Raw genomic sequence first — 13,742 nt, 5'->3', positions numbered from 1 at the left:
TAGGAGAGAAATGTAATGAAACTCACCAAAGGGACGTTAATTGGCTGGGGGCAGCAAGCCCTGCTGTTAATTACCGTCACGCTACTATTTTTATATCTGGGCACCAACGCCTCGGAGAATATCGCCAAGCTCGGTATCACCACAGGATTTGATTTTCTGCATGAGCGCGCCGGCTACGATATTTCCTTCAGCCTGCTCGATTACGACCAGAATGATACTTATCTCCAGGCGTATTACGTCGGTGTGGCTAACACTCTGCTTGTTTCCTTTTTAAGCATTATTTCAGCCACCATTCTCGGTTTTATCATCGGTGTTGGCCGGGTGTCGAATAACTGGGTGATCAGTAAACTCAGCCGCACGTACGTTGAGTTCATCCGTAATGTGCCTTTAGTGGTCCAGCTTGTGTGGTGGTACGCGCTGTTTTTGAGCCTGCCGCCGGTGCGTAGCAGCATTCAGATCTTCGATGATGTTTACCTCTCGAACCGTGGTTTGGCAATCCCTCATTTGTCGTTGCAGGGCTGGGGCGGTTATGTCTTTTGCGCGCTGCTGCTCTCATGCCTGCTGGCATTTCTGTACCGCCGTCGTGTGGTCAGTCAGGTCAGATGGACCGGCTTTCACCCGGTCTTGTGGCCGCGTTTGCTGGCGATCATTGTATTGCCGCCTTTGCTGGTTCTGATTGTGGCTATCGCACTGGGAAATATGGAATTTAGCGCGCCAAAACTGACCGGCTTTAACTTTCGTGGCGGCATGATCGTCATCCCTGAGCTGGTGGCACTCTGGATTGCTCTGGCGGTATACAGCGCCAGTTACATCGCTGAAATTGTGCGCGGCTGCATTCAGTCCATCGCCAAAGGTCAGCACGAAGCGGGCAAAGCGCTCGGATTCAATGACTCGGCGATTATGTGGAAACTGATTGTCCCGCAAGCCGTTTACCCTATGATTCCGCAGATCACCAGCGTGTATCTCAACATCATCAAAAACTCCTCGTTAGGCGTAGTCATCGGCTTTATGGAGCTGGTCTCTTCAACCGGCGGCACCACTCTGAATAATACCGGGCAAGCGATTGAATGTATTTTGATTGTGATGGGAACCTACTGTGTATTCAGTCTGGTCACCAGTGTGCTGATGAACTGGTATAACTCACATGTTGCGATAGGGAAGTGATCATGCAAAGTGAAAATATCATGCAATATATCGAACCACGTCCGGCCATTGTGATGAAATCAGACTGGAAAACCTGGTGCCGGAAAAACTTATTCTCATCCGCCTTTAACACACTGCTCACGGTCGTCGGGCTGATGTTTGTGTTGTGGTTGGTGCCGACACTGCTGAACTGGTTTATTTTCAGCGCTACGTTTGTGGGGTCCTCACAAGCAGACTGTACCTCAGCAGGCGCATGCTGGCTGCCGGTCATCAACCGGATTGAGTTGTTCACCTACGGTATGTATCCGGACGCTCAGCAGTGGCGCGTGGATGTGGCCTTCGGACTGGCGGCTATCGCGATTCCCATGCTGTACATCAAGCGTTTTAACAAACGGGTGATGCTGTGCTACATCGCCGTGTTGCCTTTTGCGATGTGGATGCTGTTAAAAGGCGGCACGTTTGGCCTTGAAACGATTTCGACCACCAAATTTGCCGGCATCATGCTGACGCTGTTCCTGGCTATTTTTGGCATGGTGTTCGCGCTTCCGCTGGGCATTTTGCTGGCGCTGGGCCGACGTTCTCAACGCCCGGTGATTCATTGGCTCAGTGTGGCTTATATCGAATTGGTGCGCTCAGTACCGGTCATCACGCTGCTGTTTATGGCATCACTGATGATTCAGCTTTTCTTACCTCCCGGCCAGGAGTTTGACGTATTACTGCGCGTTGTCTCGGTACTTGTTCTGTTCACTGCTGCGTATATGGCGGAAACCATTCGCGGCGGCCTGCAGTCGATTCCGCAGGGACAGTTTGAAGCGGCACAGGCGCTTGGTTTTGGTTACTGGAAAATGATGGGGCAGATCATTCTGCCGCAAGTCCTGAAGAACTCGATTCCATCATTGCTCAATCACTTTGTCGGCATTTTAAAAGAGACCACACTGGTCATGATTGTCGGTGTGCTAGATATTGTCGGTGTTGCTTCAAGCACCTTATCCAACGCGAAATGGGTTGGATTAGAAAATGAAATGTACGCATTTTTAGCGGTCTTTTTCTTTATCTGTTGTTTTTCTCTTTCCCAATACGCAGCGCATCTGGAACGCCGCTTGAAATAACGCTCATCAGGAGAATGTCATGGAAGTCATCAACATAAAAAATCTCAACAAGTGGTACGACTCCTACCACGCGTTACGCGATATCAACTTAAGCGTGAAAAAAGGTGAGCGCATCGTGATCTGCGGCCCATCCGGGTCCGGCAAGTCAACGCTGATTCGTTGTATCAACCAACTGGAGAAACACCAGTCAGGCGCACTAAACGTATTTGGACAGGAAGTGAGTGACACGCCGAAAGAGTTGATTGCTCTGCGTAAACAAGTCGGGATGTGTTTCCAGTCCTTTAATCTGTTTCCGCATCTTACTGTGCTGGAAAACTGTGTATTGCCGCAGACCTCCAACCTTGGGGTGAAAGAAGAAGTGGCGATTGAAATCGCGTTAGGGCTGCTGAATAAGGTCAAAATTAAAGAGCAGGCGAATAAATACCCAAGCCAGTTGTCCGGCGGACAGCAACAGCGTGTCGCGATTGCCCGTGCGCTGTGTATGAACCCGCAAGTGATGCTGTTTGATGAGCCGACATCGGCCTTAGACCCGGAGATGATTTCTGAAGTTCTGGATGTGATGACCGACCTGGCCAGCGAAGGTATGACCATGCTGTGTGTGACCCATGAAATGGGCTTTGCGCGCCGGGTCGCTGACCGCGTCATCTTTATGGACCAGGGCCAGATTGTCGAAGAAAACAATCCCGAAGCCTTTTTCTCTGCGCCTGAGTCGCCACGTACGCGCGAATTTTTAAATCAGTTGATTCACCACTAAGGAAGTTTATGTCCAACGAATATTCCATCGCCATTCATGGTGGTGCCGGAGCGATGTCGAAAGGGAAGTTGACTCCCGAGCAGGAGCTTGAAATTGAAGGCGTGCTTAAAGCCATTATTGAAGAGGGATTAGCCAGCCTTGAGCAAGGCGCGGATGCGCTTGATGTCGTTCAGGCGGCGGTTAACCGGTTAGAAGATTGCACCTGGTTTAACGCGGGCAAAGGCGCGGTGTTCAATCATCAGGGCAAACATGAGCTGGACGCCTCCATTATGTGCGGCAAGACGCTGGATGCCGGCGCGGTGTCCGGTATCCGTTTCAGCCCGAATCCGATCGATGTGGCGCGTGCTGTCATGGACAAATCCCCGCATGTTTATTTAGGTGGTGACGGGGCGGAGCAGTTTGCCCGCGATCTGGGGCTGGCTCAGGTTGATAACAGCTATTTCTCGACCGAGATGCGTTATCAGCAACTGCAGTCTGCACTGCTTGTGCAGGAAGTGATTCTGGAGCCGACCGATAACGACTACAAATACGGTACGGTCGGCGCGGTCGCAAAAGATAAACACGGCAATCTGGCGGCAGCGACATCAACCGGCGGTATTACCAATAAACAGTACGGTCGTATCGGCGACTCTCCGGTCATTGGTGCCGGCACTTATGCCAATAACCAGACTTGCGCGGTTTCTGCAACCGGCCACGGTGAACATTTTCTCCGCCACGTTGTGGGCTACAATATTTCCTCACGTATGGCGTTAGCCGGAGAGAGCCTGGAGCAAGCCGCCAACCACGTTGTATTTAACGATCTACCCAGTACCGGTGGCAGTGGCGGGGTCATTGCGGTCGACAGCCAAGGTCAGTTGACGCTGCCATTTAATACCGAGGGCATGTACCGTGGCTGGGGCCGCGCCAATCAGCCGGCACAATCGAAGATATACGAATAAGTCACTCGCACCTCGCTGAGCTCAGCCTGAACGATGCCACTTTACCTTTTACCGGGAGTGGCATCTTCGGCACCCTATCTTTTGCTATTTCCCTCTGATCTGTTTTAAATGGCTCAGTTAATAAACTTTTAAATTTGTGATCTATTTATCTTGTTAAATAGAATTGTCTTAAAATACGTGCTTCTTAAGCCAGTTTCCCTCCTCTTTATACTTTTTCTTCCGCCTCATTCGTTATCTTGATTCAATGCTTGCGTGTTTGTCCTTTGTCCCGTCTTATGGACACTATTTAGTATTGTGGTGTTAGAACATTCTCATTAGATTGAACATCATAGGATGCATAAACACTCAGATAAAAATAAATACTAAAAATAGTCACACTTACTAATTTGATCTGTAACTCAAGGTAAAAAATGAAAATGATTACCTCTCGACAACATCGATTATTACGATTCCTGCTACAACATCGGGAATACGTCACTTTATTCAATCTGGCAGAACAACTTGGTGTGTCGACAAAAACTATCCAGCGTGACCTGAATATTATTACGGCCTACCTGGCTGATTTGAACGTGCAAATCGATAAAAAAGTAGGTGCTGGTGTTTTGCTGGTGGCTGAGAGTACCGCCGACCTGTTGCAACTGGAGTTGCAACTGAGTGATGACAATGAAGATTCCGACGGTGTTCTGGGCCATGCGCGGCGGATAAAAATTGCCTCATGGTTATTGAGTGAAACCCCTAAAGAAACGTCAATTAACAAGCTTTCCGAGCGCCACCACATCAGCAATGCGTCAATCGTCAATGATTTAAAGGTTATCGAAGACTGGATCACACCACTTGGGCTTGAACTGATTCGCAGCCAAAGCGGCACTCGAATTCAAGGTGATGAGAACAGTGTGCGTCAGGCCATGGCGGCATTGATTAACGGGCTAATCAACCATCAGGATCCCGGTTTGGTGAACCATTCAAGACTTGACCCGGGCAGCTATAAAGCCTTGGTTCACTATTTTGGCGAAGGCGAGGTGGGGTTTGTTCAGGCTCTGCTACAGGACATGGAAGAAGATCTTGCCTATCCGTTAGGTGAACCTTACTACATCAATATTTTCACCCATATATTGATCATGATGCACCGGCGTATCAAGGGTAATTTACTGGGAAATCCATGCTATGAAGCGCGCCAGCATCCTAAGGATTCAGCATTCAGGGTGGCGGGTAAAATGGTGGATAAAATCGAGCAGCACATCGATTTATCTTTACCGGAAAATGAGGTGTGGTTTATTTACCAGTACATTATTTCATCAGGAATATTGGTGTCTGAAAATCAAAACAACAGTGTATTGCATACTGAATTATGCAGTTATCAGGCACGGGATATTTCCCTACAACTGGTCACACGATTCTCGCAGCTGATTAATATTGATCTGGCTGCAGATAAACAGTTATTGGATGGCATGGAAGTGCATATACGTCCGCTGATAAACCGTCTTCATTATCAAATTATTATTCGTAATCCACTGCTAGATGAAATTAAAAATGAGCTGGCGGATGTCTATCATTTGACTCGTATTGCGGTGAATGATGTGTTTACCACTGATATATCAGCGGCCGTTTCTGATGATGAAGTCGGTTATCTGGCGGTCCATTTTCAGGCTGCCATTGAACGCCAGATCACGCACAAGCGCGTATTACTGGTGTGTTCAACCGGGGTAGGGACGTCACACCTGCTCAAAAGCCGCATTGTACGGGCATTTCCCGATTGGGAAATCGTGGCGACGGTGCCATCGAGCCACTTACAAAGCGTCAATCAGAAACTCGCGCCTGATCTGATTATCTCGACGGTTCATGTGGCAGAAATTGACACTCCGGTGGTGTATGTCACTGCGTTTCTCAACGATGCAGATCTGCAGCGAATTACAGAAAAACTCATAACAGAAAAGCTACATCTCGCAAGCGATGTATACAACGTTACTCAATCTTAATCCCAGGATATCGAAGGTGATTTATGGACATTTCAAAAGTACTCAGCGTAAAGCACATCAAATTAAACATGGTGGCTACAACCAAAAAAGAAGCGATTGAAGAACTGACCGATTTATTGGTTGACGATGGGGCTGTGATTGATAAAGAGCATTTTGTCCGCGATGTATGGTTGCGCGAGGAACAAGGCTCAACCGGTTTTGAAAACCACATTGCGATTCCACATGGTAAATCTGAGGCGGTACGCCAGACTACGTTGGCGATTGGCCGTACCCAGAACGACATCCCTTGGGAAACCATGGATGGCAGTGACATTCGCTGCATTATCTTGTTTGCTGTTCGCATGGTTGACCAGAATACCACGCATATTCGTCTGTTATCGCAAGTTTCAAGCGCATTGGCAGATGAAGAGATCATCGAGCAGTTGCTGCAAGAACAAGATCCGCAAAAAATCGTTGAGCTGTTTAATCCGGAAACGGTAACGGAATAACGGTTTTCATTTATTTTCAACTATCCGTTAGTGGTTTAAACCAAAAATAAACTTGTCGAGGTTAATGATGAATATTGTAGGAATTACCGCATGCACTGTCGGTATTGCTCACACGTATATTGCGCAAAAGAAAATTGAATTAGCCGCTAAAAAAGCGGGAAATAACGTAAAAATTGAAACTCAGGGGACGATCGGTATCGAAAATAAATTGACCGATGAAGATATTGCCCAAGCGGATATTGTGCTGTTAGCCGCCGATGTTAATGTCACCGGTGAAGAACGATTTGCCGGAAAAAAAGTCGTTAAAGTGTCCACAGAAGTCGCTATTAAATCGCCTAACAAGCTTATCGAAAAACTCCAGCAGTTAGTGACGGAGTAATTTCAGCCAGACGAATTACAATAACAAACAGAGGGTTTTATCTATGAGTATAAAGGACATCTGGAGAGCAGCTAACCCTAAAGGTCATCTGCTGACCGCTATCTCGTTTTTGATTCCGATTGTCTGTGGTGCCGGCTTTATTATTGCCATCGGCATGGCGATGGGAGGCAAGCCTCAGGACGCCTTGGTACTGGGTGAGTTTGATTTGTGGACGTCAATGGCGACCATGGGGGCCAAAGCGCTCGGACTGTTACCCGTTGTGATTGCCTGTGGTATTGCCGGCTCAATTGCGGGTAAACCCGGCATCGCACCAGGTTTTGTGGTCGGCCTTGCGGCAAATACCATTTCTGCTGGTTTTATTGGCGGGATTCTGGGTGGTTATATTGCCGGTTATATCGCGCTGGGTATCATTAAAAATGTCAAAGTGCCGAGTTGGGCCAGAGGCTTAATGCCGACACTGATTGTGCCGTTTTTTGCCTCGGTGATCAGTGGCTTAATTATGGTCTATATCGTCGGCACGCCAATTGGCATCTTCACCGATACCCTGACCGGTTTCCTGAGAAGCATGGGGACATCATCCAATCTGGTATTGGGCGCAGTGATTGGTGCTCTGTGCATCCTGGATTTTGGCGGACCGATCAATAAAACCTGTTTTGCCTTCGTACTCACGCTTCAGGCGCAGGGTATCAACGAGCCGATTACTGCACTGCAGTTAGTCAATACGGCCACACCTATCGGCTTCGGACTGGCGTACTTCATTAGTAAACTTCTGCGCAAGAACATTTATAACAATGAAGAAATCGAAACTTTAAAATCGGCGGTACCGATGGGCGTGGTGAACATTGTTGAGGGGTCAATACCTATCGTGATGAATGATATTGTGCGCGGTATCTCTGCGGCGGCCATCGGCGGTGCTTGTGGTGGTGCGGTGACCATGGTTTACGGTGCGGACGCAACAGTACCTTTCGGCGGCATTTTTATGATTCCGACCATGTCCAATCCCATGGCCGGTATTATGGCGCTGGTCGTCAATATACTAGTGACCGGCACGGTTTATGCGCTAATCAAGAAAGATGTTCCTCGTGACGTTGTTATAAATAACGATGATGAAGAGGAAGATATCGACCTAGACGATATAAAAATCAGCTAAATATCTTTTTAACTTTCAATCCGGTTTATTTAACGGCCTTAATTAATTTTTCGGTCGATGGGTCTCTGCACCCTGAAAAACAGATTATCTTTTCTTTAACGAACGGATTATATAACCATGAGTGAACATATTAATATTTCGCCATCGTTAATGACGATGGACCTGGATCAGTTCAAAGAGCAGATTACTTTTTTAAACGACCATGTCGATTCATTCCATATTGATATTATGGATGGCCATTTTGTGCCTAACCTCAGCTTATCGCCGTGGTTTATTGAACAAACCCGCAAGCTGACTAATAAAGAGATGTCCGCCCATTTGATGGTGACGGATCCGTCATTCTGGGTGCAGCAACTGATTGATATTCGATGTGAGGTCATTTGCATGCCTGCTGAGCGCGTCAATGGCATCGCTTTCAGACTGATTGACCAAATCCATGATGCGGGTCTAAAGGCAGGTATCATCTTAAACCCGGAGACACCGGTTAGTGAGATTCTGCCGTATATCGATCTGCTGGACAAAGTTACAGTGATGACGGTCGATCCTGGCTTTGCTGGTCAGCGCTTCCTGGTCAATATGCTGGATAAAATTACCGAACTGCGTCAACTGCGTGAAGAGTATGGTTACCAGTATCAGATTGAGATGGATGGATCGACCAACAAGAAGCACTGGAAAGTGATTCACGATGCCAAGCCGGACATTTATGTGATTGGGCGCAGCGGGTTGTTTAACCTGGCTGATAATATCCACAGCTCGTGGGAGATGATGGTAACGGAGTTTGAACAGGCAACCGGCGAAAAATTTGCCTGATTGAGCGTGCCGTCATAGCGCCGCGATATAAAAGGAGAGCATCTGCGGATGCTCTCCTTGTCTTTATGGCTACAACTCATCGTACGCTGGTTGCCAGCGGACTAAACACGAGTGATAAGCACAATAGGAACGTTATGTGGATTAAAGGAAAAACAATTGAAGGGGCGTTTGTTACTCTGGAGCCGTTGCGAGCTCAACATGCGCCTCAGCCACTGTCCGTATTACTTTCCGAGCAATGATGAATGATTCAAACAAGCTAGCCTGACGGCTGGCTCATGGCTAAGATTATTGTCGTTCATCCCTGATGGTGGTTAACCCCTGGGCAAACGTCGTGACTGCAAAGTCCGGGAAGCGGCGTTTGAACTTATCCGATACAAAAATATTATCCGTCTGATAACGAGGCAGCAGTTCTGCCGCGTCTCTGACCGTGGGGTTGAATTTACCCGCCAGCCATAACTGCCAGCGTTTCAGCACCCGGTACTTCGGTTGCACGTTGAAAATGCCGGCCGCCAGTTCGATGAACTGACGATAGGTGAGCCGATTATCGTCACAAGGTAAATGCCAGGTCTGACCGTAAGCATCAGGCGTATTCCCGATCAGCGCCATCGCCCGGCTGGCGTCCGGCGTGAAAATCAGGCTGCGTTTGACATCGTCACGTAAAAATACTTTGGCCGGCTTGCCCGCTGACAGCGCATCAATCACGGTTGAGTTCGTGATACTCTGCGTTTTGCCCGGTCCGTAAAACTCGGGGGCGCGGCAAATGACAGCGTTGATCGACCCACGTTGCATAGCGTCCAGTAGCATCGTCGTGATCTGAGCGCGTACTTTGCCTTTACCGCCATTCGGTACAAACGGTGCATCTTCTGCCTGTGGAGTACTGGTTTGCGGATACATATAAGTATTATCAAAGTAAACCAGTTTTGCGTTGTGAGTTTGGCATGCTGCAATAACATTACTCATCAGAACCGGCCATTGCTCTATCCATAACTGCGTATCCATAGGTAACCCGGCAGTCAGATAGACAATCTCTGAGCCTTTAACCGCATCGCTGGTTTGCTGTGCATCGAGCAGATCGGCCTGAACCAGTTCATCGCTTTCGTTCACTTTCTGCGGACGTCGGCTGACTAAGCGAATGTGGCTGGTGTAGTCGCGTTTTAAACTGAGTGCCAGTTCCCGGCCAATCTGCCCGTTTGCTCCCAAAATGGTTTGCATAGATGATTTCTCCTGATGTGCATTCTTTAGTCAGCATCGTAAGATTAAAGCTTAGTTTAAGGTCAAGGCGAAGTTGCATGTTGCTCAGGATGATTTGTATTTGGCGGCGTCGGGGCAAGTGGCATGGGGGGTTAATATATCCCAGCCAAACTGGGACATCACGCGCTCGGCATTTTGCGCGCAGTCCATGTCTTGTGGTTTGGCTTCGATTTCATTCAGCACGGCCAGTAATTTTGCCTTGTTATGAGCGATCTTTTGTTCGATGTCTTCCAGCTCTTTCACTTTCTGCTGTAACGTACCGAGCAGTTGATGGTGGTCCCATTGCGATAAGTCGCCGGGCAGCAGAGTGCGTAACTCATCCAGGCTGAATCCGGCTTGCTGTCCGGTGGTAATCATATCCAGCACCATCACCGCTTCAGGCGGGTAGGTTCGATAACCGTTGGCTTTACGTTTCACGGTTTTGAGTAACCCAATCTTTTCGTAAAAGCGGATCTTGGATGCAGTTAAACCGGTTCTTTTTGCTAGTTCACCTATATTCATCATGCTCTTCGTGCTGTGATTGCCTGCAACAACACTAACACAATTTCGTTGCGCTGGTGGCTAGGCGTGGAACGGTTTTAGGCGTTCCCGCCGCCGAAAACCTAAAAAATCGTCCTGATTTTTTGCCTTAGCGGAGTGGTTTCAGTTACTTACCTAAATGGATTTTGCCCCATTCTTTGCCAGTAACCTTCTACCTGACAAATAACAGTGATGTGGTTTGACCTACTTCTTCTAATCAGCATAGTGTCTATGAAAGTGGAGTCTTACCAACTTAGCCAACTAGTTCGAATAGGCCGTCTTATTTCTATTTTTTAACCTACCGAAGAAACGTGTTCTCTGTTAGAGTCACCGTCAACTACGCTATTGAATAAAGACACCCACAGATCGCATGTCATTGATGGATTTTTATTCACCCTTAGAACTCATTTTAGGAATCCCTAGTGACTAACAACGAAATTTTACGTCGTATCCAACACGCGTTAAACCTTAAAAACGCGCAGATAATGAAAGCTTTCGGGCAGGCCGAAGTCACTGTGGCTCACGATAAAGTGGCAAACTGGTTAAAAGATGAAAGCGACAAATCTTGCGTTAAGATGAAGGATCAAGAGTTAGCGGTATTCTTAAATGGCTTTATTAACCTCAAGCGAGGAAAAAAAGACGGCGAGCAACCTAAGCCAGAAGTCACGTTGACCAACAACATGATTCTCATGAAGCTGCGCATTGCGCTAGACATGAAAGCAGAAGATGTGTTGGACGTATTAGAAGTGGTTGGTACTAGTTTGAGTAAATACGAAATTGGTGCGTATTTCCGCAAGCCAAACAACAAAAACTACAAACAGTGTGAAGATCAACTGCTGTGCGACTTCTTAAATGGTGTGCAGTTTACCAATCGTCCCGATTCTGAAGAGTTTACTGGGTAATTTTTATCTCGAATCGAACGTGGTAATTGATTAAAAAAGCGAGAACCATTTTATTTGGCTACTCGCTTTTATCATGCTAAAGATCGATATTAGAGCTTCACAATCACGTCTACTCTTTGTCTTTCTTCAAGTAGATACCTATCAAACCACGCTGAAATCTGGTCGGCTTTTAGAATCAAGACACACACCGCCCCCCTATGACCCTACCAAGATAAACCCAAGCTAAAACCTTAAGCCAGTTAGGGGCCACTATTCTGGTCAAGATGTTCCAGACATCTTGTAGTGATTAACTAAAACTGGCCACGTATATAGAGTTTTTCCATACTTTTGGTCATGCGTGCAGAGTCACGACTGACGCCATTGGTAACACGAATTTGCCCTAAAATCATTCAGCATCCAATTCCTGACCACTTTCTCATGCCAGTTCTTGACCTACATTTACTAATAGCAGATTATGAGTCTAGTTGAGCAATTATGATTATACAGACATGTTCTGTAATTTGTGGGTGCAAGGATTATAAAGACAGTTAGAACAGTATGTTGCTGATATCGTGTCTATATTTTCTGAAAATATTATACAGACAGTGTCTGCTGAAAAAGCACTGTTAGGCGCCAATTCACATCAAAGGTACAAGGACGTTGGTTATGAAAACTTTATATTATCCAAATTGCTGCTCCATTGACTCAATATTAGATTTTTGTGCAGATTTAGATTCTTCGGCTGAAGAAGATGAAGTAATAATTGACTTTTCACATATGGGAAGGGTAGAACCTTTCTCAATGTTATTCGTAGCTCGACGCCTCCGCTCGTTTGAAGTAGATAATAGACAAGTGGAAGTATTTTATAGGAATTACGACTCTAAATCTTATGTGGGGCATATGGGGTTCTTCAAAGCTTTTGGCTTGGATTTTGGTAAAGCACCAGGGGAAGCCACGGGAAATAAAACTTACCTGCCTATAACTATTTATAGAACCCAAAGTATCAGAGATGAAGCGAATAAAGAATGGAAGCCAGAGCAAGACATCGTAGAGAGTAGGTCTGAGGAACTAGCTAAAATTCTTTCTCAGCAAGAAAGTGGAAATCTAGTTGACGCACTAACATATTCTATTCGAGAAATTGTTAGAAATGTTGTGGAACATAGCGGGTCAAAGCAAGTTGCCTATTGCGCTCAATATTGGCCTCAATATGAAAAAGTTGAGGTGGCAATATTGGACGCTGGAATCGGTTTAAAAGCTTCTATCTCTCAAAACCCATTCGTAGAGGTTTCATGTGATGCAGATGCTATCCAACAAGTGTTAATGCCAGAAATATCGAGTAAAAGTTATAAAGGCGCTAGGGTTGATAAGAATGATCCTTGGCGTAACTCAGGGTATGGGTTGTATATGACAAATCGCTTATGCCGGAACGGAGGTGAGTTTTTCATTTGTAGTGGTGATCATGGGATTCTTCTAGATGATTCCGGCAAGCATCATGTAGACCTCGGCTTTCACTATAAAGGAACTGCTGTAAAAATGGTTCTAGATACTTCAAAGCTTGAAACTTTAAAGGACATGCTTGGTCAATTCCATCAAGAGGCACAAGAAATAACTAAACAACTAAAAGGATTGGGAAAATACAATGCGTCGACAGCGTCTCAAATGCTGTCACGGGACTTTGCAAGCGCCTAACAAGGCGCTGCATTAGACCTCGCAATGTCACGCATTTTGCAGAGCAAAATGACGCGCCAGAGCTCGGCTACTGAGCTAATCGTTATGAGGCATATGGATATTCAGCTAATACAAATAGAAAGTGATGAATTTGAAAGTCTGTTTTCTGTTGTGAAACAGGGGCTTTATTCGCATGTTGATGCCGTCTTTGGTTGGTGTGATGAGTTTCAGGTCAATCGTTTACAAAGTGACTATGAGCCGCATTGGTTTCACTGGGTTTACCTGCATGAGACGCGAGTTGGAATGCTATGCTTCAAGCCTTACGATAATGCACTTCATGTACATTTACTCATTGTGTTCCCAGAATTTCAAAATCAAAAATTGGGTGAAAGCGTCATGAATATGATTCACAAAAGAGCGCGAGATCAAGGGCGTAGTCACGTAACCTTATCAAGCTTCACTAGAAATGAGTCAGCGGTAAGGTTTTACGAATCTCTCGGCTATAAGGTGACTGAATGCGATGAAAACTTCCTTTCTTTGTCGCTTCAAGTTGCCTCATAACAAGCAATTTAAAAGGGATTCTCAACGCTTGGCATTTTTGCTTCTACTTCAAATTTAGTGTTTACGGCATAATAGCTTAGGTTAGGTGGTGGCGTTGTTCACCCCTTAACAGGGC

Annotated in this window: 14 protein-coding genes; 12 read left to right on the top strand and 2 right to left on the bottom strand. The window is 46.4% G+C overall.

Annotation, left to right across the window (positions count from 1 at the left end; translation table 11 throughout):
• Window positions 1-15: 15 nt before the first annotated feature.
• From E6C74_RS07475 to alsE, 9 genes are all read left to right on the top strand, one after another.
• A complete protein-coding gene (locus E6C74_RS07475) occupies window positions 16-1,164 on the top strand; it encodes an ABC transporter permease subunit (protein WP_136484081.1) in 1,149 nt (382 codons plus the stop codon).
• 2 nt (window positions 1,165-1,166) lie between these two features.
• Window positions 1,167-2,252 carry an amino acid ABC transporter permease gene (locus E6C74_RS07470; protein ID WP_136484080.1) on the top strand — a complete coding sequence of 362 codons (1,086 nt, stop codon included), beginning with the start codon at window positions 1,167-1,169 and terminating at the stop codon, window positions 2,250-2,252.
• Between the two features lie 19 nt (window positions 2,253-2,271).
• Window positions 2,272-3,006, top strand: coding sequence for an amino acid ABC transporter ATP-binding protein (locus tag E6C74_RS07465; protein WP_136484079.1), 735 nt, complete (start codon window positions 2,272-2,274; stop codon window positions 3,004-3,006).
• Window positions 3,007-3,014: 8 nt separating this feature from the next.
• Window positions 3,015-3,944: an isoaspartyl peptidase/L-asparaginase gene (locus E6C74_RS07460; protein ID WP_136484078.1), complete on the top strand. Its 930-nt coding sequence runs from the start codon at window positions 3,015-3,017 to the stop codon at window positions 3,942-3,944.
• Window positions 3,945-4,354: 410 nt separating this feature from the next.
• Window positions 4,355-5,920 (top strand): transcription antiterminator, encoded by a 1,566-nt coding sequence (locus E6C74_RS07455; RefSeq protein ID WP_136484077.1) that lies wholly within the window; start codon window positions 4,355-4,357, stop codon window positions 5,918-5,920.
• A gap of 23 nt (window positions 5,921-5,943) precedes the next feature.
• Complete coding sequence (locus tag E6C74_RS07450; RefSeq protein ID WP_136484076.1) at window positions 5,944-6,408, top strand: PTS sugar transporter subunit IIA; 465 nt, start codon at window positions 5,944-5,946, stop codon at window positions 6,406-6,408.
• 64 nt (window positions 6,409-6,472) lie between these two features.
• A complete protein-coding gene (locus tag E6C74_RS07445) occupies window positions 6,473-6,787 on the top strand; it encodes a PTS fructose transporter subunit IIB (protein WP_240798148.1) in 315 nt (104 codons plus the stop codon).
• Between the two features lie 43 nt (window positions 6,788-6,830).
• A complete protein-coding gene (locus E6C74_RS07440) occupies window positions 6,831-7,937 on the top strand; it encodes a PTS fructose transporter subunit IIC (protein WP_136484075.1) in 1,107 nt (368 codons plus the stop codon).
• Between the two features lie 117 nt (window positions 7,938-8,054).
• Window positions 8,055-8,747, top strand: coding sequence for a D-allulose 6-phosphate 3-epimerase (gene alsE / locus E6C74_RS07435; protein WP_136484074.1), 693 nt, complete (start codon window positions 8,055-8,057; stop codon window positions 8,745-8,747).
• A 285-nt stretch (window positions 8,748-9,032) separates the two neighbouring features.
• Here alsE and E6C74_RS07430 read toward each other — a convergent pair whose 3' ends face one another.
• Window positions 9,033-9,959 carry an SDR family oxidoreductase gene (locus E6C74_RS07430; RefSeq protein ID WP_136484073.1) on the bottom strand — a complete coding sequence of 309 codons (927 nt, stop codon included), beginning with the start codon at window positions 9,957-9,959 and terminating at the stop codon, window positions 9,033-9,035.
• An 84-nt stretch (window positions 9,960-10,043) separates the two neighbouring features.
• The gene (locus tag E6C74_RS07425) at window positions 10,044-10,502 is read right to left on the bottom strand and encodes a MerR family transcriptional regulator (protein WP_240798147.1); all 459 of its coding nucleotides are present in this window, start codon (window positions 10,500-10,502) and stop codon (window positions 10,044-10,046) included.
• Between the two features lie 437 nt (window positions 10,503-10,939).
• On the opposite strand from E6C74_RS07425, the gene E6C74_RS07420 reads away from it, so the two are divergent.
• The 3 genes from E6C74_RS07420 to E6C74_RS07410 all read left to right on the top strand — a co-directional run bounded on the left by E6C74_RS07420 (window position 10,940) and on the right by E6C74_RS07410 (window position 13,627).
• Window positions 10,940-11,419, top strand: a complete 480-nt coding sequence (locus E6C74_RS07420; protein ID WP_020329986.1) for a DUF1456 family protein — start codon at window positions 10,940-10,942, stop codon at window positions 11,417-11,419.
• Between the two features lie 645 nt (window positions 11,420-12,064).
• On the top strand, window positions 12,065-13,087 hold the full coding sequence (locus E6C74_RS07415) for a hypothetical protein (RefSeq protein ID WP_136484072.1): 1,023 nt from the start codon (window positions 12,065-12,067) through the stop codon (window positions 13,085-13,087).
• 84 nt (window positions 13,088-13,171) lie between these two features.
• Window positions 13,172-13,627, top strand: coding sequence for a GNAT family N-acetyltransferase (locus E6C74_RS07410; protein ID WP_136484388.1), 456 nt, complete (start codon window positions 13,172-13,174; stop codon window positions 13,625-13,627).
• The last annotated feature ends 115 nt before the right edge of the window (window positions 13,628-13,742 follow it).

It is taken from the genome of Vibrio sp. H11 (genome assembly GCF_004804295.1).
Lineage (GTDB): Bacteria > Pseudomonadota > Gammaproteobacteria > Enterobacterales > Vibrionaceae > Vibrio > Vibrio ostreae.
This window is presented reverse-complemented; position numbering and strand designations above follow the sequence as displayed.

Excerpts from the sequence above, each read along its gene's own strand:
- E6C74_RS07440 (WP_136484075.1), top strand. The coding sequence starts at position 6,831 with ATGAGTATAAAGGACATCTGGAGAGCAGCTAACCCTAAAGGTCATCTG.
- E6C74_RS07430 (WP_136484073.1), bottom strand. The coding sequence starts at position 9,959 with ATGCAAACCATTTTGGGAGCAAACGGGCAGATTGGCCGGGAACTGGCA.
- E6C74_RS07465 (WP_136484079.1), top strand. The coding sequence starts at position 2,272 with ATGGAAGTCATCAACATAAAAAATCTCAACAAGTGGTACGACTCCTAC.
- E6C74_RS07470 (WP_136484080.1), top strand. The coding sequence starts at position 1,167 with ATGCAAAGTGAAAATATCATGCAATATATCGAACCACGTCCGGCCATT.
- E6C74_RS07475 (WP_136484081.1), top strand. The coding sequence starts at position 16 with ATGAAACTCACCAAAGGGACGTTAATTGGCTGGGGGCAGCAAGCCCTG.
- E6C74_RS07410 (WP_136484388.1), top strand. The coding sequence starts at position 13,172 with ATGAGGCATATGGATATTCAGCTAATACAAATAGAAAGTGATGAATTT.
- E6C74_RS07460 (WP_136484078.1), top strand. The coding sequence starts at position 3,015 with ATGTCCAACGAATATTCCATCGCCATTCATGGTGGTGCCGGAGCGATG.
- E6C74_RS07415 (WP_136484072.1), top strand. The coding sequence starts at position 12,065 with ATGAAAACTTTATATTATCCAAATTGCTGCTCCATTGACTCAATATTA.
- E6C74_RS07455 (WP_136484077.1), top strand. The coding sequence starts at position 4,355 with ATGAAAATGATTACCTCTCGACAACATCGATTATTACGATTCCTGCTA.
- E6C74_RS07445 (WP_240798148.1), top strand. The coding sequence starts at position 6,473 with ATGATGAATATTGTAGGAATTACCGCATGCACTGTCGGTATTGCTCAC.
- alsE (WP_136484074.1), top strand. The coding sequence starts at position 8,055 with ATGAGTGAACATATTAATATTTCGCCATCGTTAATGACGATGGACCTG.
- E6C74_RS07450 (WP_136484076.1), top strand. The coding sequence starts at position 5,944 with ATGGACATTTCAAAAGTACTCAGCGTAAAGCACATCAAATTAAACATG.
- E6C74_RS07425 (WP_240798147.1), bottom strand. The coding sequence starts at position 10,502 with ATGATGAATATAGGTGAACTAGCAAAAAGAACCGGTTTAACTGCATCC.